20 protein-coding genes are annotated in these 22,207 nt (G+C 45.8%); 16 read left to right on the forward strand and 4 right to left on the reverse strand.

What is annotated here, in order from left to right; genetic code table 11:
• Window positions 1–36: 36 nt before the first annotated feature.
• The 14 genes from R7Q09_RS01380 (at window position 37) to R7Q09_RS01445 (ending at window position 14,126) form a co-directional block, all read left to right on the forward strand.
• Complete coding sequence (locus R7Q09_RS01380) at window positions 37–1,872, forward strand: sensor histidine kinase (RefSeq protein WP_213970709.1); 1,836 nt, start codon at window positions 37–39, stop codon at window positions 1,870–1,872.
• A gap of 25 nt (window positions 1,873–1,897) precedes the next feature.
• Window positions 1,898–2,500, forward strand: a complete 603-nt coding sequence (locus R7Q09_RS01385; protein WP_115386182.1) for a response regulator transcription factor — start codon at window positions 1,898–1,900, stop codon at window positions 2,498–2,500.
• Between the two features lie 102 nt (window positions 2,501–2,602).
• On the forward strand, window positions 2,603–3,001 hold the full coding sequence (locus R7Q09_RS01390; RefSeq protein ID WP_115386181.1) for a hypothetical protein: 399 nt from the start codon (window positions 2,603–2,605) through the stop codon (window positions 2,999–3,001).
• A 64-nt stretch (window positions 3,002–3,065) separates the two neighbouring features.
• Window positions 3,066–5,177 (forward strand): protein-disulfide reductase DsbD family protein, encoded by a 2,112-nt coding sequence (locus tag R7Q09_RS01395; protein ID WP_213970708.1) that lies wholly within the window; start codon window positions 3,066–3,068, stop codon window positions 5,175–5,177.
• Entirely contained in the window at window positions 5,174–5,701 is a 528-nt protein-coding gene (locus tag R7Q09_RS01400) for a protein disulfide oxidoreductase (RefSeq protein WP_151514996.1), read from the forward strand. The genes R7Q09_RS01395 and R7Q09_RS01400 overlap by 4 nt, the downstream gene beginning before the upstream one ends.
• A gap of 161 nt (window positions 5,702–5,862) precedes the next feature.
• The gene (locus R7Q09_RS01405; RefSeq protein ID WP_213970707.1) at window positions 5,863–6,495 is read left to right on the forward strand and encodes a class I SAM-dependent DNA methyltransferase; all 633 of its coding nucleotides are present in this window, start codon (window positions 5,863–5,865) and stop codon (window positions 6,493–6,495) included.
• A 25-nt stretch (window positions 6,496–6,520) separates the two neighbouring features.
• Window positions 6,521–7,276 (forward strand): class I SAM-dependent methyltransferase, encoded by a 756-nt coding sequence (locus R7Q09_RS01410; RefSeq protein WP_213970706.1) that lies wholly within the window; start codon window positions 6,521–6,523, stop codon window positions 7,274–7,276.
• 19 nt (window positions 7,277–7,295) lie between these two features.
• Window positions 7,296–7,721, forward strand: coding sequence for a GNAT family N-acetyltransferase (locus R7Q09_RS01415; protein WP_042523060.1), 426 nt, complete (start codon window positions 7,296–7,298; stop codon window positions 7,719–7,721).
• 3 nt (window positions 7,722–7,724) lie between these two features.
• Entirely contained in the window at window positions 7,725–8,285 is a 561-nt protein-coding gene (locus tag R7Q09_RS01420) for a GNAT family N-acetyltransferase (protein WP_080773719.1), read from the forward strand.
• A gap of 228 nt (window positions 8,286–8,513) precedes the next feature.
• A complete protein-coding gene (locus R7Q09_RS01425) occupies window positions 8,514–9,647 on the forward strand; it encodes an efflux RND transporter periplasmic adaptor subunit (protein ID WP_186584819.1) in 1,134 nt (377 codons plus the stop codon).
• Window positions 9,640–10,911 carry a TolC family protein gene (locus R7Q09_RS01430; protein ID WP_318070819.1) on the forward strand — a complete coding sequence of 424 codons (1,272 nt, stop codon included), beginning with the start codon at window positions 9,640–9,642 and terminating at the stop codon, window positions 10,909–10,911. Before R7Q09_RS01425 ends, R7Q09_RS01430 begins: the two co-directional genes overlap by 8 nt.
• Entirely contained in the window at window positions 10,908–12,122 is a 1,215-nt protein-coding gene (locus R7Q09_RS01435) for an ABC transporter permease (protein WP_318070820.1), read from the forward strand. Before R7Q09_RS01430 ends, R7Q09_RS01435 begins: the two co-directional genes overlap by 4 nt.
• A 2-nt stretch (window positions 12,123–12,124) precedes the next feature.
• Window positions 12,125–13,408, forward strand: a complete 1,284-nt coding sequence (locus tag R7Q09_RS01440) for an ABC transporter permease (protein ID WP_318070837.1) — start codon at window positions 12,125–12,127, stop codon at window positions 13,406–13,408.
• A gap of 22 nt (window positions 13,409–13,430) precedes the next feature.
• Entirely contained in the window at window positions 13,431–14,126 is a 696-nt protein-coding gene (locus R7Q09_RS01445; RefSeq protein WP_213886661.1) for an ABC transporter ATP-binding protein, read from the forward strand.
• Between the two features lie 79 nt (window positions 14,127–14,205).
• On the opposite strand, the gene R7Q09_RS01450 is transcribed toward R7Q09_RS01445, so the two are convergent.
• On the reverse strand, window positions 14,206–14,889 hold the full coding sequence (locus R7Q09_RS01450; protein ID WP_132936823.1) for a topoisomerase I: 684 nt from the start codon (window positions 14,887–14,889) through the stop codon (window positions 14,206–14,208).
• 75 nt (window positions 14,890–14,964) lie between these two features.
• Complete coding sequence (locus tag R7Q09_RS01455) at window positions 14,965–15,882, reverse strand: leukocidin family pore-forming toxin (RefSeq protein ID WP_005376731.1); 918 nt, start codon at window positions 15,880–15,882, stop codon at window positions 14,965–14,967.
• A 1,098-nt stretch (window positions 15,883–16,980) separates the two neighbouring features.
• Between R7Q09_RS01455 and R7Q09_RS01460 the strand changes: the two genes are divergently transcribed.
• Together R7Q09_RS01460 and R7Q09_RS01465 are read left to right on the forward strand one after the other, a co-directional pair.
• Entirely contained in the window at window positions 16,981–17,955 is a 975-nt protein-coding gene (locus tag R7Q09_RS01460; protein ID WP_017636059.1) for a DUF1852 domain-containing protein, read from the forward strand.
• Window positions 17,956–17,985: 30 nt separating this feature from the next.
• Window positions 17,986–19,014: a methionine synthase gene (locus R7Q09_RS01465; protein ID WP_031780992.1), complete on the forward strand. Its 1,029-nt coding sequence runs from the start codon at window positions 17,986–17,988 to the stop codon at window positions 19,012–19,014.
• Between the two features lie 1,007 nt (window positions 19,015–20,021).
• Here R7Q09_RS01465 and R7Q09_RS01470 read toward each other — a convergent pair.
• Window positions 20,022–21,041, reverse strand: a complete 1,020-nt coding sequence (locus R7Q09_RS01470) for a DUF2955 domain-containing protein (RefSeq protein ID WP_318070821.1) — start codon at window positions 21,039–21,041, stop codon at window positions 20,022–20,024.
• Between the two features lie 9 nt (window positions 21,042–21,050).
• On the reverse strand, window positions 21,051–22,115 hold the full coding sequence (locus R7Q09_RS01475; protein WP_025625303.1) for an HlyD family secretion protein: 1,065 nt from the start codon (window positions 22,113–22,115) through the stop codon (window positions 21,051–21,053).
• Window positions 22,116–22,207: the final 92 nt, after the last annotated feature.

The raw sequence follows: 22,207 nt of genomic DNA on the forward strand, positions 1-22,207 counted from the left end.
TGCTCCATTACTTTCGAAGGAACGATTCTACTCATCATGAACAAAACGCCACGGTTGCTTCAGTTTTGGGTTCTTTGCTTAGTTGCCTTTGCATCTTTGGCTCAGGGCGCTGTTTCTGAACAAGAATATCTGCAAGGAATGCAAGAGCAAAAAGCAGAGCAGCCACAGGTCAAGCAAAAAGTCGAAGTGGGCGTGTTAGCGATACGCGGCCATCTTTATGCTGAGCAGAGATGGCAACCGACCATTGATTGGCTCAATCAGCAAATTTCCGATGTGCATTTTGTCCTTCATCCCCTTAACTTGGATGAAATGGGCGAAGCGGTGAAGTTTCAGAAGATAGATTTCATCTTAACCAACCCAGGTCAGGCAGTGCGATTGGGCAGGCAATACGCGCTGTCGTGGATGGCAACGCTAACCAGCAGAGCACCACAAAACTCGAATTACGGCATTGGTTCGGCGCTGGTGGTTCGAGCCAATTCAAGTTATCAAACGGTGCAAGATGTCTCAGGACGTCCCGTTGCGGCGGTATCAGAAAAAGCGTTTGGTGGTTATCTAACGATGCGCTATCAAATAGTCAAAATGGGGCTTAATCCAAACGATTTCTTTTCTGATGTCCGCTATCTTGGTTTTCCTATTGATGCCAACCTGTATCAATTACGTGATGGTAATGTGGAAGCGGCCGTCGTCCCCGCTTGTTTATTGGAACAGATGTTAAGTGAAGGGCTTTTACAACCGGGTAATTACCGAGTTTTAAATCAACAGCCGAACGAGCGCTCGTTATGCGCTGTTTCCACACCGCTTTATCCTAACTGGTCATTTGCCAAAACAGAGCGCGGCTCAGCTCAGATTGCCAAACAGATTGCGCAAGTATTGTTAGCGATGCCACCTGAACACCCTGCAGTTATTGCGGCAGGCGCGTCAGGTTGGACGTCCCCCGTCAGCTTGCTGAGCATCGACAAACTTTATCAGGCGTTGGATCTCCATCCGTTGCAACAACCTTGGTGGAGTGAGGCTCTACGCTGGCTGCGTAGTCATCAAGAGTGGGCATGGGCGCTGTTCATGTTTGTGATTGTGTTGAACGCGTACCACTTTTGGCTTGAGTATCGATTTAGCAAGAGTAAGCAAGCGTTGGAGCAGACATCGTTACGATTAAAAGAGAAAAGTGAACAGTTAGAACATTCACAAAGGGTCGCGATTGTCGGAGAAATCGGCACTAGTCTTGCTCATGAACTCAATCAGCCACTGGCAGCCATTCGCAACTATAGTGAAGGCGGTTTACTTCGCTTGGCCAAAAAGCGCCCTCATGAAGATATTGTCCCTGTACTTGAGAAAATACAGGGCCAAGTTGAAAGAGCCGATGCAATTATTCAGCGATTAAGAACGTTGATTCGCAAGCGCAGTGTCGACAAAACGTCGTGCGATCTTCAAGTACTCATTGATGACACGATTGAGTTACTCCATTTTCGGATGCAGAAGCAAAACATTTCTATTGTGGCCAGTACAGAAGGGAACATTCGTCCGTTACTTGTCGATGCAGTTGGCGTACAACAGGTTTTAGTTAATGTGATCAGCAACGCGATTGATGCGTGTACTTTGTTCCAAGAGAAATATCACTCATCAGGTTATCAAGGTAAAATTGCCCTGCATTGCGATTACCAAATCAGTCAACTCTCTATTCGAGTGTTAGACAATGGTACAGGGTTGCAGCAAGAGAATCCGACTCAAGCGTTTGTGAGTAGCAAAGAAGAAGGGCTTGGGCTAGGGTTAGCCATTTGTCGCGATGTGATGGAAATGCATGGTGGCGAGTTTGTCATCAGCTCGACAGCACCACATGGTTGTTTGGTTGAGCTTGTGTTTCCATATCAAAACTAATCTGAACTAGGCATAGGAGCACTTAATGAGCAGCGATGAAAAGCAGCTACCTGTTTTTGTAGTCGATGATGATGAATCGGTGCGTGACTCGCTCGCTTTTATGTTGGAAGAGCATGACTTCAACGTGACGACTTTTGCTGATGGGCAATCTTTTCTCGATAAAGTGAACATTCATCAGGCCGGATGCGTGATCCTTGATAGCCGAATGCCCAACCTTCGTGGCCAGCAAGTGCACCAAATTTTAAATAAAGCCAACAGCCCGCTAGCCGTTATTTATCTGACAGGGCATGGTGATGTTCCGATGGCGGTCGATGCATTGCAAGCTGGGGCGGTCAATTTCTTCCAAAAACCAGTCAAAGGCGATGAACTGGCACGAGCCATTTTGCAGGGACAGGCGCAGTCTGCCACAAACCTCGATATGGCAGCAGCTAAATCGGCTTATGAATCGCTCACACCTAGAGAAAAAGACATTTTACGTTTGATCATTGAAGGAAAACGCAACATTCGTATTGCTGACGAACTTTGCATAGCAATGCGAACGGTTGAAGTACACCGAGCTAATCTATTGAAGAAGTTCTCGGCAAAAACCGTCGCAGAGTTGGCATATATTTATGGCAAGCTAGATTAAAGCTTAGCGAGTGAAGCCTCTTAAGGCTATTTAGAGGATACAACTTGAGCTTTATGACGACTCGCGTATTATCTTCTTCGTTCTTACTTTATCTGAATTCTTATGAGTTTGTTGACTAAACGGCATCACACGCCACATAAGCGGGCAAAATGGCTACTGGCGATTATTGGCTGGGTGGTGGTTGTGTGTCTGATGCAAAATTCAGGCTTTGCATCGTCATGCTCTATGAAATATGAGACGGAATCGCCCGCGGTTTCACTTGCTGATGAGCGTTCGAGCGTCAAGTCGATTGATACTAAAGAAACCAGCAAGTGCAAATTGTCTGAAAAGTTAATTCAGTTTTCTCAACATCAACTCGATGTATTTATTGTTGTTCTGTTTGTCGGTCTTTTTGCTTCGGCAATTTGGTTGTGCAGTGCCTATATTGGTGCGCAACATTGGACGGAACCGATAGGCCGTAAGTATCGAGTCCATCTGACTTTCTGTGTGTTCCGAGAATAAAAGCGTGCTTTCTGACCACTAGCGTCAGTTATTTAGCACCTTTGTCTTTTAACTAGGAATCACTATGAATCAAATTACTAAACTGACTCAGTTTGCGTTCATGTTTTTTATGACGCTTGCTTTGAGTTTGCTCTCTCTGAGTATTTCAGCTCAAACTACTGATACAGGTTGGCTGACCAACCCACAACATCCTCCAGTGCAAACGCGCTTTGTGCTCACTGGTCAACAAGATCCGCAAGCCAAAACAATCACTGGTTATCTGGACGTCAAGTTAACCGGAGACTGGAAAACTTACTGGCGTTCACCTGGTGAGGGCGGCGTAGCACCATCTATTGATTGGCAAAATTCACAAAATTTATCCAAAGTGGATTGGCAATGGCCGCATCCACAAAAATTCGAATTATTAGGTATCGAGACTCTTGGGTATAAAGGCGACACTTTGTTCCCCATGACGCTGCACGTCGAAGACATGTCCAAACCTGTCACGATTGATGCGGTACTGACACTTTCTTCTTGTACGACGATTTGTGTGTTGACGGACTATCAAATTCAATTGACGTTCTTGCCTTCTGATCTAAAAGTCGATGAAGACGTGATGTTCAGTTACGCTCAAGCAGTGAGTAACGTGCCGCAGCCATCGCCGTTTATTGATGTTACTCAGGCGAGTTGGGATGCGAACCAATCGAAACTGCAAATCAAGCTAAAGAACAGTCAGGGTTGGCAACAACCACAAGTGCTGGTGGATGGCGTCGATGAAGCAACGCGAGACTATAGCTTCAAGCTTGAAGGAATGCATCAAGAAGGAAACATCGTCACCGCGAGCTATATCGTTGATACTTGGCTGGGCGATGTGGAGTTAGATGGTCAGTCGCTGTTTGTGACCATCAAAGACACCAATTTACTAGCAGAAGAAACCACTCAAGCAACTGCTGAGGCAATAGTTGAACCGTTGCCGAGCACGTCTCTAACGAGTGTTTTTCTATTCGCGTTGCTCGGCGGTTTAATTCTTAACATTATGCCTTGCGTTCTTCCGGTTTTGGGGATGAAGCTAAGTAGCATTGTTGCCGCTCAAGGTATCGAGCGTCGTCAAATTCGCGCTCAGTTTGTTGCCTCGTCACTTGGTATATTAACGTCGTTCTGGATTCTCGCTGGTTTTATTTTGGTGCTTAAGCTAACAGGTAATGCCATTGGCTGGGGCGTGCAATTTCAAAGCCCTTGGTTCTTAGGTTTGATGGTGTTGGTCACCACTTTGTTTGGGGCCAATATGCTGGGGCTGTTTGAAATCCGTCTATCATCGGGTACCAATACATGGCTGGCCTCGAAAGGTGATAACTCCCTAGTTGGTCACTATGTTCAAGGTATGTTTGCCACATTGCTTGCGACGCCTTGCTCCGCGCCTTTTCTAGGAACGGCCGTGGCGTTTGCCTTGGGTGCCGACGTATTAACGTTATTTGCAACTTTTACAGCATTAGCATTGGGTATGGCACTGCCTTGGCTCTTAGTCGCTGTGTTTCCAAATATCGCGCTGAAACTACCAAAGCCTGGCTCGTGGATGAATGTCGTTAAGATCGTGTTTGGCATAATGATGTTGGCAACCAGCGTTTGGCTACTTTCATTAATGGCAAATCATGTACCGATGTTATGGATTGCACTCATCGCTGTGGTTGCTTTTGTCGTCATGATGGCAAGAATTAAGCGTGTGTATGGTGAGAAAGCACTTGCTGTATCAGGGACCGCATCGTTAGTGTTAATAGCTGGCGGCTTACTACTTGGCAGTGTCACTGCTGACCAATGGGCAACGCCACTTCCGGATGATCTAGCTTGGCAAAAGCTTTCTAATTCAGCGATTGAAGAGCACGTCAATAATGGGCGAGTGGTGTTTGTGGATGTGACTGCGGATTGGTGTGTCACGTGTAAAGCGAACAAGATCGGCGTGATCTGGCAAGATCCTGTCTACTCATTGCTGCAAAGCCCTAATGTGGCGACGTTAAAAGGGGATTGGACGCATCCGGACGGCTCGGTAACGGACTTTTTACGAGCTAATGGGCGTTACGGTGTGCCGTTTAACATCGTCTATGGCCCGGCGGCGCCACAAGGTATCCCGTTACCTGTGATTCTGACTGATGATGTTGTTTTAAGCGCGGTGAAACAAGCGAGTGGGGGATCCATTCAATGAGTTCGACAAAGCAGCGTAGAACAGTCCGGTATTGGCTCGTTCAAATCGTACAGATGGTGCTCATTGTCACCGTTATTTCTATCGCGATGGATTGGTATCGCACCAAAGATATTCCCAAACAGGAGGCACCACCATTGAGCTCCGTATTGAGCTCCGTATTGAGCGATGGTGAATACTTCGATGCAATCGCACAAAGTCATGAACAACCTGTCGTTGTTTACTTTTGGGCGACTTGGTGTCCCGCTTGTAAATTTGTAAGTCCAAGCGTGAGCTGGCTGAGTGATGACTATGCCGTAGTTGGCGTTTCTGGCTCATCAGGGCCAAATGAGCGTGTGGCGCAGTTTATGCAGGCAAAAGAATATCGTTTTGAAAACATAAACGATCCTTCAAGCGATATTATGCGTGAATGGAAAATTAGCGTGACCCCAACCATTTATGTTTTAAGAAATGGTGAAATTTCCTCTGTCACAACTGGCGTTACCACTCCGATAGGAATACTAGCGAGAATTTGGTTAGCTCGATAACGCTATAAAAATCCGATATTCAAAATATTGAGTATCGGATTTTTTTGTTGTCCTAAACAACCAGTCGGTCACATACCATAAAGAACTAGTTAACCAATAAGTGTCTAGATGCTTATTGCGTGCTACATTCGAGCATCGTTCTGGTTATCAAGGAGGAAACGATGAACGTAGCAAAAATGTATGATGATGTGTCGGATCGCTATCAAAAGTTGGTGGATGACAGTCACTACGTCGGTCCACGTTGGATTTCTGAGAAGTTAAAAACCTTTCCCATCGAGCAAGGCTCGGTTCTCGACCTAGCCTGTGCGACTGGCAGTATCGGACATGTCGTAAAAAGTCACTATCCAGAACTCGCCATCCATGGCTTAGACATCTCGTCCAAAATGGTTGATAAAGCGCGCCAAACTAACCTCTATCAAAGCGTCGCGGTTCATAACCTCGATGAGCCATTTTCCCCTTTGTTTGAGCAAACCTTCGACCTTATCACCGCACTTGGTTTTACTGAGTTTCTAGCAGAGCCTCAACAACTTTTGGAGTGTATTTCGCATAAGCTAACTGCGAATGGACGATGTTTTATCAGCTTTCAATACCACGATCCGGATGGACAAGATTTGCCTCGAAATACTTATAGTGGATCGGTCGTGCATAAGGCATATACCGAAAGTGAAGTTGAGCAACTCTGTCAGCAAGCTGGGTTGGAAGTGGTTTCACTAGAAAACGTGATTGGTTACGTATCTGGTATTGGTTATGTGTGTCGATACTTAATGCTAGAGCTGAAAAAGTCACACCGCTGAAATAAGTAACAAACAAGGATTGTTTTTGAAAACACAAGATTTAACCGAGTTCGGGTCTGGCATTGAATACGATGCTCAATACGACCAGCATTACCATCACGACATTGCTTTCATCACAAGGTTAATCGAAGAAACCAATGCTCGAAGTGTATTGGATGTCTGTTGTGGTTCCGGCATTGTCACGATTCCAGTCTCTGAGCAACTCAACGACGCCATTGGCATTGATATTTCTGAAGGGATGCTCAAACACGCAAAGGACAAAGCCAAAAGCAGGAGTAACTTGCGTTTTCTTCATCTCGACGCAACCCAGTTTTCGTTAGGTAAGAAGTTTGACCTAGCCATAATGACAGGGAATGCATTCCAAGCCTTTTTAAGTGATGAGATGCTAGCAGGTGCACTGAGCTCAATATCAAGACACCTCGAAAAAGGTAAGCGATTTGTTTTCGATACGCGGTTACCAACGCCAGAAAATCTAGAATTGGATAATGAGATGGCACTGTGGCAAACCTATGTTTCTCCAACTTATGGTGAAGTGAATTATTTCGGTATGAAGGTCGAGTATGACTTGCAAACATCCATCATGTATTTGAAGAAAGAGCGCCATTTTGAAGGTGGAATGATTGAGCATTCCAGCATTGATTTAAAATATCGTCCGCTGGAAGACATAGACGTTTTCCTTGAACAAGCGGGATTCAGAATCATAGAGAAGTACCAGTCTTGGTCAGCGCAAGCATTTGAGGCGAATGCCAACTCGCTTGTCTGTGTGGCTGAGAAAATATAAATCAATGTTGGGGGATACAATGCAAGGGTTTCGAATTACCACGTCGTTAGATGACATGGATTTAGACGTTATCTACCAGTTCATTTCAAACAGTTATTGGGGAAAGGGCATTCCAAGAGAACGCCTGGAGAAATCATTGCGCCATTCGTTCTGTTTTGCGGTTTTGGATGACGAAAATCAACTCGTTGCTTTTGCTCGGTTAATTACCGATCGTACCACGTTTGCGTACCTAGCCGATGTGTTTGTTGTGGAGGTACACCGTGGTAAAGGCATCAGTAAGTGGTTGATCTCAGAAATTATTGCTCATCCAGAACTACAAGGCTTACGCCGTATGATGCTTGCAACCCGCGATGCTCATGGGTTGTACGAACAGTTTGGGTTCACTCCTATTGCTCCAGTAGAAAACTTCATGCAAATCTGGAAACCGAATGTTTATCAGAGCTAAATCATGATGAGAGTTGAATCTCAACAAGTGGCAATCAGACACCTCAAAACAACAGACGCTGCTCCCCTGTTTGAAAACTATTTAGGCGATGAGCAAGCATGCCGCTTCCTCAATCGCCAAGTCCACCAAAATGTTAATCAAACCCTTGAAGCTATCGAAAGATGGCGTGCTCAATATGATCAAAAGTCTCCCAATCTCTTAGTCTTCGCTATTGAAGAACTCACTTCTCAAACTCCTATTGGTTGTCTGGTGCTGATACCTGAGCAAGACAGCAGTGAAATCCATTTTGGTATTTCTGCTCGCTATCGGGGAAAAGGCTATGCAACCCAAGCCTGCAAACTTGGCGTTGTCTGCCTGCAAAGCTTGGGTATAACGCGCATTCGCACCGCCCCGCATATTGGCAACCACACGAGTATCCGTGTGTTGGAGAAATGCGGCTTTATCAGCCAAGGCATTTTAAAAGCGCATGCAGTTTTTCCTGCTCTAGGACGTGAGGCGCAAGACTGTATGGATATGCAATTGGAGGATATCGAACTGCGCCATTTTGCACATTGTTCAGAATGAAATTGATAGCGGTTGAAACGAGCGGTTACAGAGCATGTTAGTCGCCATCGTAGACAGCGTCTTTGCTGAATGATTCCTCGAGATTTTTTTAGTCTTTGATTGTCAGAGGTGACTGACAAAACCATACCAACTGTGACAACCAAACCTCTATTAAAGCAGGATATTATTCCTTCAACTTTGTGTTTTAGGAGTAGTCATTAGACTACCCAATAATTGTTGGAATAAATAATGACGAAACGTTGGCTTGTCTCCGCTGTGAGCATTGCGCTGCTCGGCGGTGGTACGTATTTCTATCTCCAATCTGCTGCTCAACCAGAATTACTGCCTACATTGATTGTGGAAAAAGGCACAATTGAAAAACAAGCGGTGGCTGTTGGTAAAATTGTCCCTGCACACTCTGTGTCTATCAAGTCACAAATTGACGGTATCGTCGGTGAAATTTACGCGAAAGTTGGTGAAAAGGTGAAGCAAGGCCAGCCGCTGATCAAAGTGCGTCCAAACCCAACACCCCAAGCATTAACGGATGCATCGGCAGAACTCATGCGTAGCGAAGCCGATCTGGAATCCGCCAAACAAAAACTGTCCAACTTAGAAAGCTTGGTCAAGCAGGACATTATTCCAAGTAACTACGACGAATACGTAAGTGCGCGCTCGGCAGTCAAATCTGCGCAAGCGGACGTATTGCAAAAGCGCCAGAATCTCGAACTCATCCGCAGTGGTGAGGCGTCTATCGGTGATGCGCGTTTAACGTCGACGATCTACGCGCCAATTGATGGCACGGTACTCAACCAGAAAGTAGAGGTCGGAGAGCCGATCATCTCGACTCAATCAAGCCAAGCCGCGACTGAAATGATTTCATTGGCCGACATGAACAGTCTGATTTTTAAAGGTAGCGTCAGTGAGCATGATGCTGCGCAGTTGTCTCCGGGAATGCCCGTTATGTTGACGGTTGCGCCTTATCCTGATGTGGCGATTTCTGGTGTGCTAACCAAAGTGGCGATTCAATCTGAGAACCTTAACTCACCAGAGGGCAATGCTTCGGCAAAAAGTTTTGATAACGGTTTTGAGGTTGAAGTGGGAGAACTCAAGATCCCACAAGATGTGTTGCTTCGTTCTGGTTTTTCATCGACGGCTCAAATCATTCTGAAGAAGTCTGAAAACGTGCTCACTCTACCGGAGCGCGCTCTGCAATTTGATGGTGACGCACCGAATGTTCTGATCCCCGATAGCTCAGAACAAGGGTTTCATAAACAACCTGTGAAACTCGGTCTGTCAGATGGCATCAATGTCGAAGTGCTTGACGGCGTGGAGCTTGATGAAGAGGTTATCGACAACAGTATGATGGGAGCGGCGCATGGTTAAGCTGCAACGACCAACAATCGCCTTTGTATTGTTGGCTACCACGCTCAGTTTGCCTACCTATGCAATTTCTATTGAACAAGCTTGGCAACAAGCAAAGCAGAACGATCCAAATTACGAAAAAGCGAAAATCGGCGTCCAGCTTGGCGAGGTTGGCGTACAGAGCAGCCGCAGTGCGTTATTGCCGGGTTTAAGTGCCAGTGCGTCAGCGGATTGGAATGAGTCCTCAAGCCATTCGAACAGTTACGGCGCTACCTTAACTCAAACTATTTGGGATAGTAGTTTGTGGTCGGAACTGGATCAAGCGAATGCCAATTATCTCAAAGTACAGTTAGAGTTATCTCAAGCGCATAACGAGCTTGCGCAAAAGTTGCTCACCGCTTACCTAGATGTGGCAAGCGCACAGGGCGACCTCAAATTGGCGCAGTCCAAGCTGGAGGAGGGGAAAGAACTTCTCAACATCATCGAGAAACGCTATCGAGCAGGCAAAGTGAAGTCGGTTGATGTTGAAGAGATGCGAGCGAATCAAGTTTCTGAGCAAGCAAGTATCCTCAATGCAAAAGCCGATCTCGAAGTGAAAAAAGCAGAGCTTGCGGCGTTAATCAATCAAATGCCGGAGAGTGTCGACCAAATTCGAACGGATTCTCTAATTCAGCCGCCGATGCTGGTGGACTCTCAGGAGCAATGGCTAAAGCTGGCGAAAGACAGTAGTCCAGAGCTGTTGGTCGCGGCGCAGATGGTGAAAGCGAGCGAGTTCGCGAAAGATTCAGCTAAAGGTGGATACTACCCAACCGTCAAAGGCAGTGTGGGCTACAGCGATGGTGACAATCGTTCAAACGGCGAGTTTAACGCTGGGATTAGTTTGAGTTTGCCGATTGACCTCAATGGTGCAGTGCGAGCGAAAGTGGACGAAGCATCGTTGAACATTTTAAGCGCCAAGCAAGATATGCGTAGAGTGGAAATTGATATTCAGAAACGAGTTATTCAGCAGTTTACGCAGGTCGATATCAATTGGAATCAAGTTTTAATAGCGAACGAGCTGGTTGAGTCGCGCGCCAGAGTGTTGCAAAGCAAAGAGAAACTTTACGACGCTGGCCTGCTTGAAGTGTCGGAAGTTATCAGTGCACACAACAGCTTGTTTGAGGCGAAAAACAGTCTGCAAACCAACTTGTACAGCTATTGGCGTAAGAGAATCGGCTTACTGCAAACCGCAGGGAAACTCGATGACGATACCATGGTGTTGATCTCTCGGGCTTTTCATTCATGAGCAGCCTGTTGCAGCAAACTTGGCAAACGTTGATGGCGCACCGCATGAAGAGCGTGCTAGCCATTATCGCGATTGCTTGGGGCGTGATCTCTGTGGTGGTGTTAATCGCACTTGGAGAAGGCTTTTATCGCCATCAGACCCAGTCGTTTTCATTTATGATCAACAATGTGCAAGTGGTGTTTCCGTCGAGTACCAGTAAACCGTGGCAAGGGTTACCTTCAAGGCGCCAAATTGATATACCACAAGAAAAAGTCGACACGATCAAACAGTCGGGCTTCGTGCAACAGGCGTCGAGCGTTTACGCCAAATGGGATGCGAATATCACCAATCTCAAAGGACAGAACTTATCGAGTACGGTCAGCGGTATTGACACGTCTTACTTTCCTTTAATGCAACGCAAGCTGCAATCTGGTTCGAGAAACCTGTCACCAAGTGATATGAACAACCATACTCGCGTGGCGGTGTTAGGCGATCAAATTGCGCAAATGGGCGGAATCCAAATCGGGGATAGGCTCAAAGTCAACGGCATTCCGTTTTTGGTGATTGGGATAACCGTTGGTGAGGACACTGGCATTTCATTCGGCGATAGCCGCACGGTTTTCATTCCTCAAACAACGTACCGCGATTTGTGGGATGCGAAACCTTGGATGGTATTGATGAAGCCGAGAGAAGGGATGGATGCATCGTCATTTCGACAAAATATCGTGAACTTTTTCGCCAAGCAGCTTCATTTTGACCCAAGTGATAAAGATGCGGTCGAATTACCCGATTTTAGTGAAGGTGCGGCGGTCATCAGTGGAATTTTGCGTGGCATTCAGATTTTTCTCGGAGCGAGCGGTGCGATGACCATGGCGGTCGGTGCGCTTGGTGTTGCCAACATCATGTTTTTATCCGTCACTGAGCGCACGCGTGAAATCGGTGTGCGTTTGGCGATCGGGGCGACTCAAAAATCCATACTCAGTCAGTTTATTCTTGAGGGGCTTATTTTGGTAGCTGTGGGCACGGCATTAGGTCTGATGTTTTCGTATGCCGTGGTATCTGTCCTAAGCAGCATGGAATTACCGGAATGGATTGGTTTGCCTGTGATCACGCCAGATTCCATTGCTTGGTCTTTACTTGTGACGCTTATCTTGGCATTGATGGCATCGTATTTCCCAGCAAGGCGAGCATCACGTCTCACGCCAGTCATTGCTTTGAGTGCGAGGGCTTAGCCATGTTGTTACCGATGAGACAAATTTTCCAAGAAATGGCCGCAGAAAAGCTGAGACTGGGTTTGACCATTCTAGCAGTAGCGTGGGCGACCCTTTGTATCGCTGCTATGTTGGCGGTAGGTGAGGGTATTCGTCAGGGCGTATTGAAAACCGCACAAAATGGTAACGGCAACTTGATTTATTTGACCGGAGGGATGGCCACCGTCGACCATGGTGCTTTTCACCAAGGTAAGTTTCTGACACTAAAAATGGACGATTCAGAGGTTGTTCGAGCGTTACCCGATGTAAAAAGCGTTTCGCCAACTGCGAAGTGGAAAGAGCGCATCACCGTTGGTGACAGAAGCTCGTGGCAAGAACCGTTAGCGGTCACGAGCGAGTTTCAATCCATGACCAATTTGGTGCCGATGGCGGGGGGGCGATGGTTAAATCCACTCGATCAAAAAGAGACGCGCAAAGTCGTTGTACTGGGTTATGAACTGGCAGCCGACTTATTCAACCCGAATGAGGACTTTAGTTGGTTTGCGACAGTCACATTACAAGTCAACCCTGTTGGGAAAAAGGTAAAAATCGGCAATGAGGAGTTCACCGTTGTGGGCGTATTGGAGAAAAACAGCGCTCAAATAGAACTGGGGGATCTTATCAACTATTCCAGCTTTGTGCCGTTAGCGACGTGGAAGCGATTTCATGTCAACGGTGAAATTGGTGGCATCAATGTGCAACCACAAGCCGATGTAGACCGAGAAGCCTTAGCAAAGACGATCAGGCAAGTGATTGCCCGTAAGCACGGGGCAAGTGTCAGCGATGAGCAGATCGTCCAAGTCGATGATATGTTCCTTAAACAAAAGAGTATGCAGCAGTTTCTGATAGGTTTGCAGAGTTTTCTTGGCATTATCGGCTTCGTGACGTTAGCTGTTGCTGGCGTTGGCATCGCCAATGTGATGTATGCCACCGTAAAGCGATCTACGCGTGATATCGGCGTGCGCATGGCAGTCGGTGCAACCCCAACGGCCATTCGCATGCACTATTTAGTGCAGTCTTTATTGACAATGATGATGGGGGGCGCGCTTGGCTTAGGCGTGACGTACGCGCTGGTGTCTGCCATCAGTTCCATTCCTTTAGAGGGCAATGCCTTTTATGAACAACTGGGTAAACCTGTCCCTGAGTTGTCGTGGGTCGTTGTCGCGATTGTCATCCTCACCTTAGTGATAATTGGTGTGGCATCTGCATGGTTACCTGCAAACCGAGCCGCAAAAGTCAGCCCATTGGAGGCGCTACAAAGTGAATAACAACAATAACTCTGGAGAGAACATGTCGAACAAGCCGCTTGTTGAGCTGACCAACATCTGTAAATACTACTCAAGCGGGGAGGCGGAAGTTCGCGCGCTAGACGGCGTTGACTTAACCATTAATCAAGGCGAGTTTCTTTCGATTCTTGGCCCGTCCGGTTCAGGCAAATCAACGTTGATGAACATGCTCGGTTGTTTAGATAAGCCCACCGATGGCAAGTACCAACTTGGCGGCCAAAACGTCGCAAGTTTAAGTGCGAATGAGCTGGCTGGCATTCGTAACCAAAAGATCGGATTTGTCTTCCAAAGCTTTAACTTATTGGAATACGCGACGGCGCTTGATAACGTGGCACTGCCGTTGGTTTACTCTGGTATCAAAGCCAAAGAACGTCGCCAGCGCGCAGCTAAATTGCTAGAGCAAGTCGGGCTAGGGGATCGTTTAGACCATAAACCAAACCAGCTTTCTGGTGGTCAAAAACAGAGGGTCGCGATTGCAAGAGCCTTGGTCAACGATCCGCAAATCATCTTAGCAGATGAACCAACGGGTGCATTGGATTCAAAATCCGGCGCAGAGATTGAAGCCTTGTTCAACCAACTCCACGCCGAAGGTAGAACGCTGATCATCGTGACGCACGATAACGCTCTGGCAGAGCGCACTAAACGCATCATCACCATCAAAGACGGCAAGGTGATTTCGGATAGGGTGCCGGTAAGGTAAGTAGGGAGAAATGAGCTTTTCTTAATTGAGAACTGAGTTTTAAGGGAAATAGCGATACAGAGGCTATCTCCCTTTACTTTTATTCGCGATGTTCGTTTTGTCTCTCTTTTATCAAGTCATGCTTTTGTTCTTTAAGTAGAGTGATTGCGAGCTTAGTGTCCTCAATCAATTTACTGTTATCGTTGAGATCTTTGCTCTTCAAAGGCAAAACTAGATAATGAATGCTGCCATCTGCATTCTGTACTCCGGTAGCGATGATGACATCACCTTCAGACGCCGTACCAAAATACTCTGATACGACTTTGGTTTCGCTGACACCGTAGCTATCCAAATAGGATGACTCCGTATTGTCAAACAAGATAGGAACCCCTTGCTTAGCTAATGTTCGCAATTGTTTTTGCTTTTTCTCGTCGAATGGATAGTCGTTCGTACTGATGTAACTTACCTGTTCAGCTTCAATAAAATCGTACAGTTCATTGCTCAGTTCATTTAATGGGGCAGATATCCAAGGTGTAGCTGGAATGACGTCGGAAGTATCATCATTGCGACTTAGTGGTGTTGGAGCGGTAACAACCTCTTGAGCAGCATCGCTCTCAGGAGGCGTTACACTTATTGTCGCAGCGTCTTCTGTCTTGATTTGCTCATCAAGGCTTGCAACAGGTTCGGTCTGGGCATTCTTGTTATTTGAATTAATTAGAAATATGGCGAGTACTGCACCAAGTGCTAGCGCCGATCCAGTCAAGAGTTTTTTGTTACTTGTCATGTGTCATGTCTTACCGTTTATTTCATTAGTAAATATAGCGGCCACTTATTTATTCCGTGGCCGCAGGCTAATAAGTTAGTGGTAGAGATCGTCATTCCAAGAGATAGTTACGGCTCGGCTAGTCTCTGTCCATTGACTGCTATCACGATTTTTCTTCCAGGTATTTTCTGGAGTGGTATACCAGCTACACCAGTCGCGACCAAAGTAGTAATTGGTTTTTCGCCAACCAGCAACCAGCTTGACCTCTGATGTATCTAGGCCATCTTGAATGTCATTTTTTCTATATACGACGCCGACTTGTGGTTTAAAGTCTGAACGCATAACGACAGGTAACTCATTGTAATCAATCAAATTACCCATGTCACAACTGGTCCAACGATACAATAACCAGTCTTTAGCTGGCGTATTATGGCGGATAGTCTTGTTTTCAATTAACCAATTAATGCTTTCGTTAGCTTGGTTAAAATCGGCAACCGTTTGAAACTCTGGCTGGTCGTACGTTACACGGTTGCTCCAGGAGATTCCCCCACTAATATTTGGAGAAGTAGAAGCACTGAATCCAAGGTTAAAATCTAGCGACTCACTGACAGATGCCGTTGCAATGGTGTTTTCTGGAGCATGGCTCATGTGGCGTAAAGGGGCGCCATTTAAATAGCTCAGTGCCAGCTTAAAAGCCGTTGGAACGGTGTAACGGTAATCTCCCCCAGTAGCAAAACCATAGATTTGTTCTTTGTTTGGAACATTAGTCATGTCGAAGCCAGAACCGCCATTTAGGATCAACTTGGCTTCTTTAGCGCCATTTGGTAGCAAAGATTGGTTCCAGACATTTTCTAAAGAATAAATTAAGCGGATTTTTTTCGAGCGAGCATCACCATCATCAAGCTGAAGCAACGTCGAAGTGTAAGATTTCAATGTATCTTCAGCATGTGCTGGTGCTAAAGAACCAAGTAAAGCGAGTGCGATAATACTCGCAGAAAGATGCTGTTTTTCCATTATTTTTTCCTATTAGTCAGCCCATAAAGACTTTTGTTTTAAACCATCTTGATGGGCACTTTATAATTATGGACAGGTTATAAATTCAAGCTCAATAAATGAGCGGTGAAATAGTGCATCTTGTTTTTTATTAAAAAAAGAAAAAGGATAGATTCGTGGGGTTAATGTCTCATAGTTTTTAAATTCACCACTCAACTATAATAAATAAGAATTTGGTTATTAAGTATTGTCTTTTTAAGTTATTGCTTAATTTTAATTTTCTAATGTTGTGTTGAGGTTTTCTATTGATAAAAGTGAATTTTATAAATGTTAGCCATGTTATTTTTAGGGTTTTTGTTATACCAAATTAAGTAAAGTATCGTTATGTGGTTATCTCGGGTTTATGGATTTAATTCAAATTAAAACAGTGGGTTATGTTTTTTGTTATTATTTTTTTAGAGCTTAATGTAATAGTTGAGTGATAAAGTCCGTCAATGAAGTTGCCATGTTCGTGTATGAAGTTATATGTGCTTTTACAGCAGGAAATTAAACTTTACGTTTAAGATGGTAAAGATAGAAAAAGAAATAAATAAGATTATTAAATAATCATGTTTCGAGAATATAAAATGTAACGTACTTCTAATTAAACGAATGCTTAAATAAACGATGGAGTGTGAAAAGTGCTATTTAAGTTACGCTGTCCTATATTCCAGTTGGCGTATTGTTTATACAATGCGTTTTCTCGGCTTAAAACTGGTTTACGTACTGCTAATCTCTTATCCGTTTCTTAATTACACATATTGGCAATATGCTCGCCAAGTTACGTGTATTGGTGTCAATGAAAAACAGTATCTACGATAGCTCTCTCAGGGTTGGAACTCCCACTATGAATTTCCTTCATGTTCAATGTGAAACAATACCAATATTACTCAACTCGTGAAGCAAGTATAAAAAAGGACTGCTCTGGTGTTAGGCACTGCGACGGTCATTTTTGTACGAACCGTTCGTCGTAAGTGCTGTGCAACCTAACGATTGGGAAAACCAAAAAACAAAAAATGTCCCCATGCACAGAGTTAGGAAAAGTCTGCTTTATCTAAGGAAATAGGATACCAACTCACGATGAATAACGATTTCACATTTGCTATCAAAAGCATTCGCTTTGATGAGAATTACCAACCATCAGACAACACGCGAATCACTACCAACTTTGCTAATCTGGCTCGCGGAAACTACCGCCGAGAGAATCTGCGCAATGCGCTCCGAATGATCGACAATCGTTTTAATGCGTTGGCATATTGGGATAACGCGCAAGGTGACCGCTACTCCGTTGAACTTGAAATCATCTCCGTTGATATGGATATCCAAGGTAGTGGAGAAGCCTTCCCATCGATTGAAGTGCTCAAAACCAACATTGTTGACCACAACACTAACGAGCGCATTGAAGGCATAGTGGGCAACAACTTCTCTTCATACGTGCGTGATTACGACTTTAGCGTTTTGCTGTTGGACCACAACAAAAACCAGCCACAGTTCAGCATCCCAGCGAACTTCGGTGATTTGCATGGCAAACTGTTCAAAGCTTTCGTTAATTCTGAGTCTTACAAACAGCATTTCAAAAAGCTGCCGGTGATTTGTCTGAGTGTATCGGACAACAAGGTATACCGACGCACCGAAAACCAACATCCTGTTTTGGGCTTTGAATATCAGCCGAACGAATCTTCGTTGACGGAGCAGTACTTCAAGAAGATGGGCTTACAGGTGCGCTACTTTATGCCGCCAAACAGCGTTGCACCGTTGGCATTCTACTTCTTCGGTGACTTGTTGAACGATTATTCAAACCTAGAGCTTATCAGCACGATTAGCACGATGGAGACATTCCAGAAGATTTACCGACCTGAGATTTACAATGCCAACGCGGTTGCCGGTAATTGCTACCAGCCAAACCTAAAAAACCTAGACCACTCGCTAACTCAAATCGTTTACGACCGAGAAGAGCGCAGCCAACTGGCGATTGAACAAGGAAAATTTGCCGAGGAGCATTTCATCAAACCTTATCAATCTGTGCTTGAACAATGGTCTGCAAACTACGCGTAATCGACAACGAGAATCTAGAAAGGAATGACGATGAAAACACTATTACCGACTTCAACGGCTGGCAGTTTACCGAAACCTTCTTGGCTGGCCGAACCAGAAAAACTTTGGTCACCGTGGAAACTGCAAGGTGAAGAACTGATTGATGGCAAACGTGATGCGCTACGCGTCGCTTTGCAAGAGCAAGAATTGGCAGGCGTTGATATCGTCAGTGATGGAGAGCAAACTCGGCAACATTTTGTGACGACCTTTATTGAGCATTTAAGCGGCGTAGATTTTGAAAACCGTAAAACGGTGACCATTCGCAACCGTTATGAAGCAAGTGTTCCGACGGTGGTTGGCCCAGTAAGCCGCACAAAGCCCGTGTTTGTTGAAGATGCCAAGTTCTTGCGTCAGCAAACTAAGCAACCTATCAAGTGGGCGCTGCCAGGCCCTATGACGATGATCGACACACTTTATGATGATCATTACGGTAGCCGTGAAAAGCTGGCTTGGGAATTTGCAAAGATCCTCAACCAAGAAGCGAAAGAGCTTGAAGCGGCGGGTGTCGACATTATTCAATTCGATGAACCTGCGTTCAATGTGTTTTTCGATGATGTGAACGAATGGGGCATTGCGTGTTTAGAGCGTGCGATTGAAGGGCTGAAATGTGAAACTGCAGTGCACATCTGCTATGGCTACGGCATCAAAGCGAACACGGATTGGAAGCAAACGCTAGGCACTGAATGGCGACAATACGAAGAAGTATTCCCTAAATTGCAGCAGTCAAATATCGATATTATCTCGCTTGAGTGTCATAACTCACGAGTGCCTATTGAGTTACTTGAGTTGATTCGCGGTAAGAAGGTGATGGTTGGTGCGATTGACGTCGCTACCAACGAAATTGAAACGCCAGAAGAAGTGGCGAACACACTGCGAGAGGCGTTGAAGTACGTTGATGCCGACAAGCTTTACCCATGTACCAACTGCGGTATGGCGCCTTTGTCTCGTGAAGTATCGACCGCTAAGCTCAATGCGTTAAGTGCGGGTGCGGAGATCATTCGTAAAGAGTTGGTGGGTTGATATTAATACTTAGGCTCCGCACCATGAACTAAAGTTAGAGTCATTCTAGCGAGTTTAAATGAGACTAGGAATCGGTTTACTGCTCGCTAGGAAATAGCGATAACTTCCGCACTTCAAAGCTCTCGGTGGGGAGCTCCTGAATCACGCTCGTCCCTCGCTGTTCAGGATGACGGATGTTGGAAGATATATTGCTCGCCACAACCCTAGGTATTGGAGCAGCTTCAAGATAGGGTCTTTCCGGCGAGTTAAAACGAGACTAGGAATCGGGTTACAGCTCGCTAGGAAATGACGATAACTTTCGCACTTCAAAGCACTCGGTGGGTAGATCCTGAATCACGCTCGTCCCTCGTTGTTCAGGATGACGGATGTTGGAAGTTACATTGCTCGCCACAACCCTAGGTATTGGAGCAGTTCCAAGATAGGGTCATTCCAGCGAGTCTAGACGAGAATAGGAATCGGATTACAGCTCGCTAGGAAATAGCGATAACTTTCGCACTTCAAAGCTCTCGGTGGGTAGATCCTGAATCACGCTCGTCCCTCGCTGTTCAGGATGACGGATGTTGGAAGATACATTGCTCGCCATCCCTCAGGTATTAGAGCAGCTCTAAGGTAGGGTCATTCCAGCGAGTCTAGACGAGACTAGGAATCTGATTACAGCACGCTAGGAAATAGCGATAACTTTCGCACTTCAAAGCACTCGGTGGGTAGATCCTGAATCACGTTCGTCCTTCGCTGTTCAGGATGACGGATGTTAAGAGATACGTTACTCACCTACCCAACTATTTGGCTTGTATTCAAATTTGGGTCATTCCAGCGAGTCTAGACGAGACTAGGAATCTACTAACAACTCACTGGAAAATGGCGATAACCTCAGAACTTCACAGCACTCGGTGAGTCGATCCTGAACCACGCTCGTTCCTCGATGTTCAGGGTGACCGTTTTAAATAAAAATGCCGCTCACAGTAAAGTGAGCGGCATACATTTCCCGTTTCCAGCCTCGGCCAGATTTAATTCAACTCTACGTTCTTAATCTCAGGATGCTTTAGCAACATCACACGAATCCAGTGATGCACCACCCACATCACCATCGCGGTGAGCAGAACCGCAACGAAAATCGAGCTGAAACGGTACAAGATCGAAAAGAACGCGTCTTTTTGTTCTGGCACCAACGAGGTCGTCAGCGGAACCGATAGGGCAGACATGGCAGAAAACGCGATAGCCGCTTTAATTTGCCCCTTGGTGAGCCACAAGCAGAATGGCCCCATTGCAATGGTAAAGGCGAGCCAAAAGAGTAGCCCATGCCCATACCAACTGCCCAATATCAGCTGAACAGCCATCCCTGCGATGCAGCCTAGTGCGGTGCCGATGATGCGAATTTTTGCCATGGCGAGCGAGCCCGCTAAAGTCATTGGGGTTAGGATGATCAAAATGGAAGCTTGTGCGGATAACGAGTCATATAAGTCCGCTACTTGGAATACGATAAACGCCGCCATCGCCACTACCCAACCCATGGCAACTTGGCTGATGTAGTCAATATCGCTTTTCACTGGGGTCGACATCTCAATGTGCTCGGTGGGGGACTTTGGCTCAGGGAACAACCAATACGCGAATGCGCAAACAAAAATATTGCTGAACGCCATCACCCACATGTTGACGTTGAACTCTTCAATATCCATGAAGTTATAGCTGGCAAAATTCAACACAATTGAACCCACCAACAACCCCATGTAACCAAACAAATAGGTTTTCTGGTTCATCATTGCAATGCACTTAAACAGCATCATAATTCCAACGGCTACGGTCATTAATGTTGGATGAAACTGCAAGTATTCCAGTAAAAATGTGGCTTGTATGGTTGTCCACACCGCAGAGAAAAACACGATCAATAAAGCCGCTAGGTTAAAATGCTCCATTCTGCCCAATATAAACAGCGGCATCATGATGGCAAAAAATCCGTAAGACCAACCGAAGATCATGCTTAGCGCGAGCCCTAAAGAGCAGCCGAACCAAATTCGTAAGGTTTTCATTGTCGCCGCCTAGTAAATGAAGTGGAACCAGCTTGCGAGGTGAATCTGTGCTTGCGCCATCAACTGCCAGAAAATGCTGTTGTCTGGGTACAAAACAATGGTAGCGCGAGAGCCGACAAACAGTGCTGGTGGTAACTCTTCGCTGCTGGTTAGGTTCACTCGTGTACGCTGCGCATCACGTACCCAGCGGTTGTTCACTTCCACTTTGGTCAGTGCGCCATTAGGCGTTTGTTGTGCGGCTGCTACACCGTAATCGCGGCTAGCTAAATCAAAGTCGTACACCGAACCTGGGTTGGCATCAAATGTGACCAAGGCGTGGAAAGTCTTGTCTACGTTCGCGACGGACTTTTCACGAAAATCAGCGGCTACCCAGAGTGATCCTGTTGGTACAAACGTCAGCAATGGCATGTTGGTGTTTGCCATCGTGCCAACTTCTAGTTGCAGGTTGGTCACGACACCATCACTGGGAGCGAGTACCGCGGTATTTGCCAAATCAAGTTGCGCCTTTTCGATGCCGTTTTTGGCAATTCGAACGGCGGTGCTTTGACCTTTTTGGTCGCCTAATTGCGCCTCAATGACTTTTAAGTTTTGTCGTTCCGCTTTAAGCGCTGCACGTGATACCTGATTTTGGGCAAAGGCATTATCGAGTGTCGATTGAGAGATGACTTTCTGCTTCGATAGTGTCAGTAAGCGGTTGTACTCGCGGTGTGCATTATCAAATGTCGCTCGTGCGCGGGCAATATTGGCAAGAGCGGCTTCGCGTTGAGAATACAGTGTTGCTTCTTTTTCATAGGCGGATTGCAGAGACAGCTCCGCCTGTTCAAGCGCTATCTTGTATTTACGATCATCAATCGTAAACAACACATCGCCTTTTTGAACGGACTGGTTATTCTCGATGAGAACGTCGGTCACTTTACCAGATACCTCGGGTGCGACTTGGACAACGTATCCTTGCACTCGTCCTTCGGTCGTTAAGGGGGCGTGGCGGTCAGCAATGATAATGTACAAAAATAGTACGATGAACAGGACAATCAAAGTTCGCATCCAGTGTTTGAATTTTTGGTCAGCCGTCATTACAAGTTCCGTTAAACATATTGGATAGCGGATTATAGAGAAGTCACTCACAATTCAGTAGAATGATAATACGAACATAAATGACCTAAAAA

The organism is Vibrio sp. 2130-1 (assembly GCF_033339515.1).

Bases quoted from the DNA above. Each gene is read 5' to 3' on its own strand.
- R7Q09_RS01380 (WP_213970709.1), top strand. From the start codon at position 37: ATGAACAAAACGCCACGGTTGCTTCAGTTTTGGGTTCTTTGCTTAGTT.
- R7Q09_RS01385 (WP_115386182.1), top strand. From the start codon at position 1,898: ATGAGCAGCGATGAAAAGCAGCTACCTGTTTTTGTAGTCGATGATGAT.
- R7Q09_RS01390 (WP_115386181.1), top strand. From the start codon at position 2,603: ATGAGTTTGTTGACTAAACGGCATCACACGCCACATAAGCGGGCAAAA.
- R7Q09_RS01395 (WP_213970708.1), top strand. From the start codon at position 3,066: ATGAATCAAATTACTAAACTGACTCAGTTTGCGTTCATGTTTTTTATG.
- R7Q09_RS01400 (WP_151514996.1), top strand. From the start codon at position 5,174: ATGAGTTCGACAAAGCAGCGTAGAACAGTCCGGTATTGGCTCGTTCAA.
- R7Q09_RS01405 (WP_213970707.1), top strand. From the start codon at position 5,863: ATGAACGTAGCAAAAATGTATGATGATGTGTCGGATCGCTATCAAAAG.
- R7Q09_RS01415 (WP_042523060.1), top strand. From the start codon at position 7,296: ATGCAAGGGTTTCGAATTACCACGTCGTTAGATGACATGGATTTAGAC.
- R7Q09_RS01420 (WP_080773719.1), top strand. From the start codon at position 7,725: ATGATGAGAGTTGAATCTCAACAAGTGGCAATCAGACACCTCAAAACA.
- R7Q09_RS01425 (WP_186584819.1), top strand. From the start codon at position 8,514: ATGACGAAACGTTGGCTTGTCTCCGCTGTGAGCATTGCGCTGCTCGGC.
- R7Q09_RS01430 (WP_318070819.1), top strand. From the start codon at position 9,640: ATGGTTAAGCTGCAACGACCAACAATCGCCTTTGTATTGTTGGCTACC.
- R7Q09_RS01435 (WP_318070820.1), top strand. From the start codon at position 10,908: ATGAGCAGCCTGTTGCAGCAAACTTGGCAAACGTTGATGGCGCACCGC.
- R7Q09_RS01440 (WP_318070837.1), top strand. From the start codon at position 12,125: ATGTTGTTACCGATGAGACAAATTTTCCAAGAAATGGCCGCAGAAAAG.
- R7Q09_RS01445 (WP_213886661.1), top strand. From the start codon at position 13,431: ATGTCGAACAAGCCGCTTGTTGAGCTGACCAACATCTGTAAATACTAC.
- R7Q09_RS01450 (WP_132936823.1), bottom strand. From the start codon at position 14,889: ATGACAAGTAACAAAAAACTCTTGACTGGATCGGCGCTAGCACTTGGT.
- R7Q09_RS01455 (WP_005376731.1), bottom strand. From the start codon at position 15,882: ATGGAAAAACAGCATCTTTCTGCGAGTATTATCGCACTCGCTTTACTT.
- R7Q09_RS01460 (WP_017636059.1), top strand. From the start codon at position 16,981: ATGAATAACGATTTCACATTTGCTATCAAAAGCATTCGCTTTGATGAG.
- R7Q09_RS01465 (WP_031780992.1), top strand. From the start codon at position 17,986: ATGAAAACACTATTACCGACTTCAACGGCTGGCAGTTTACCGAAACCT.
- R7Q09_RS01470 (WP_318070821.1), bottom strand. From the start codon at position 21,041: ATGAAAACCTTACGAATTTGGTTCGGCTGCTCTTTAGGGCTCGCGCTA.
- R7Q09_RS01475 (WP_025625303.1), bottom strand. From the start codon at position 22,115: ATGACGGCTGACCAAAAATTCAAACACTGGATGCGAACTTTGATTGTC.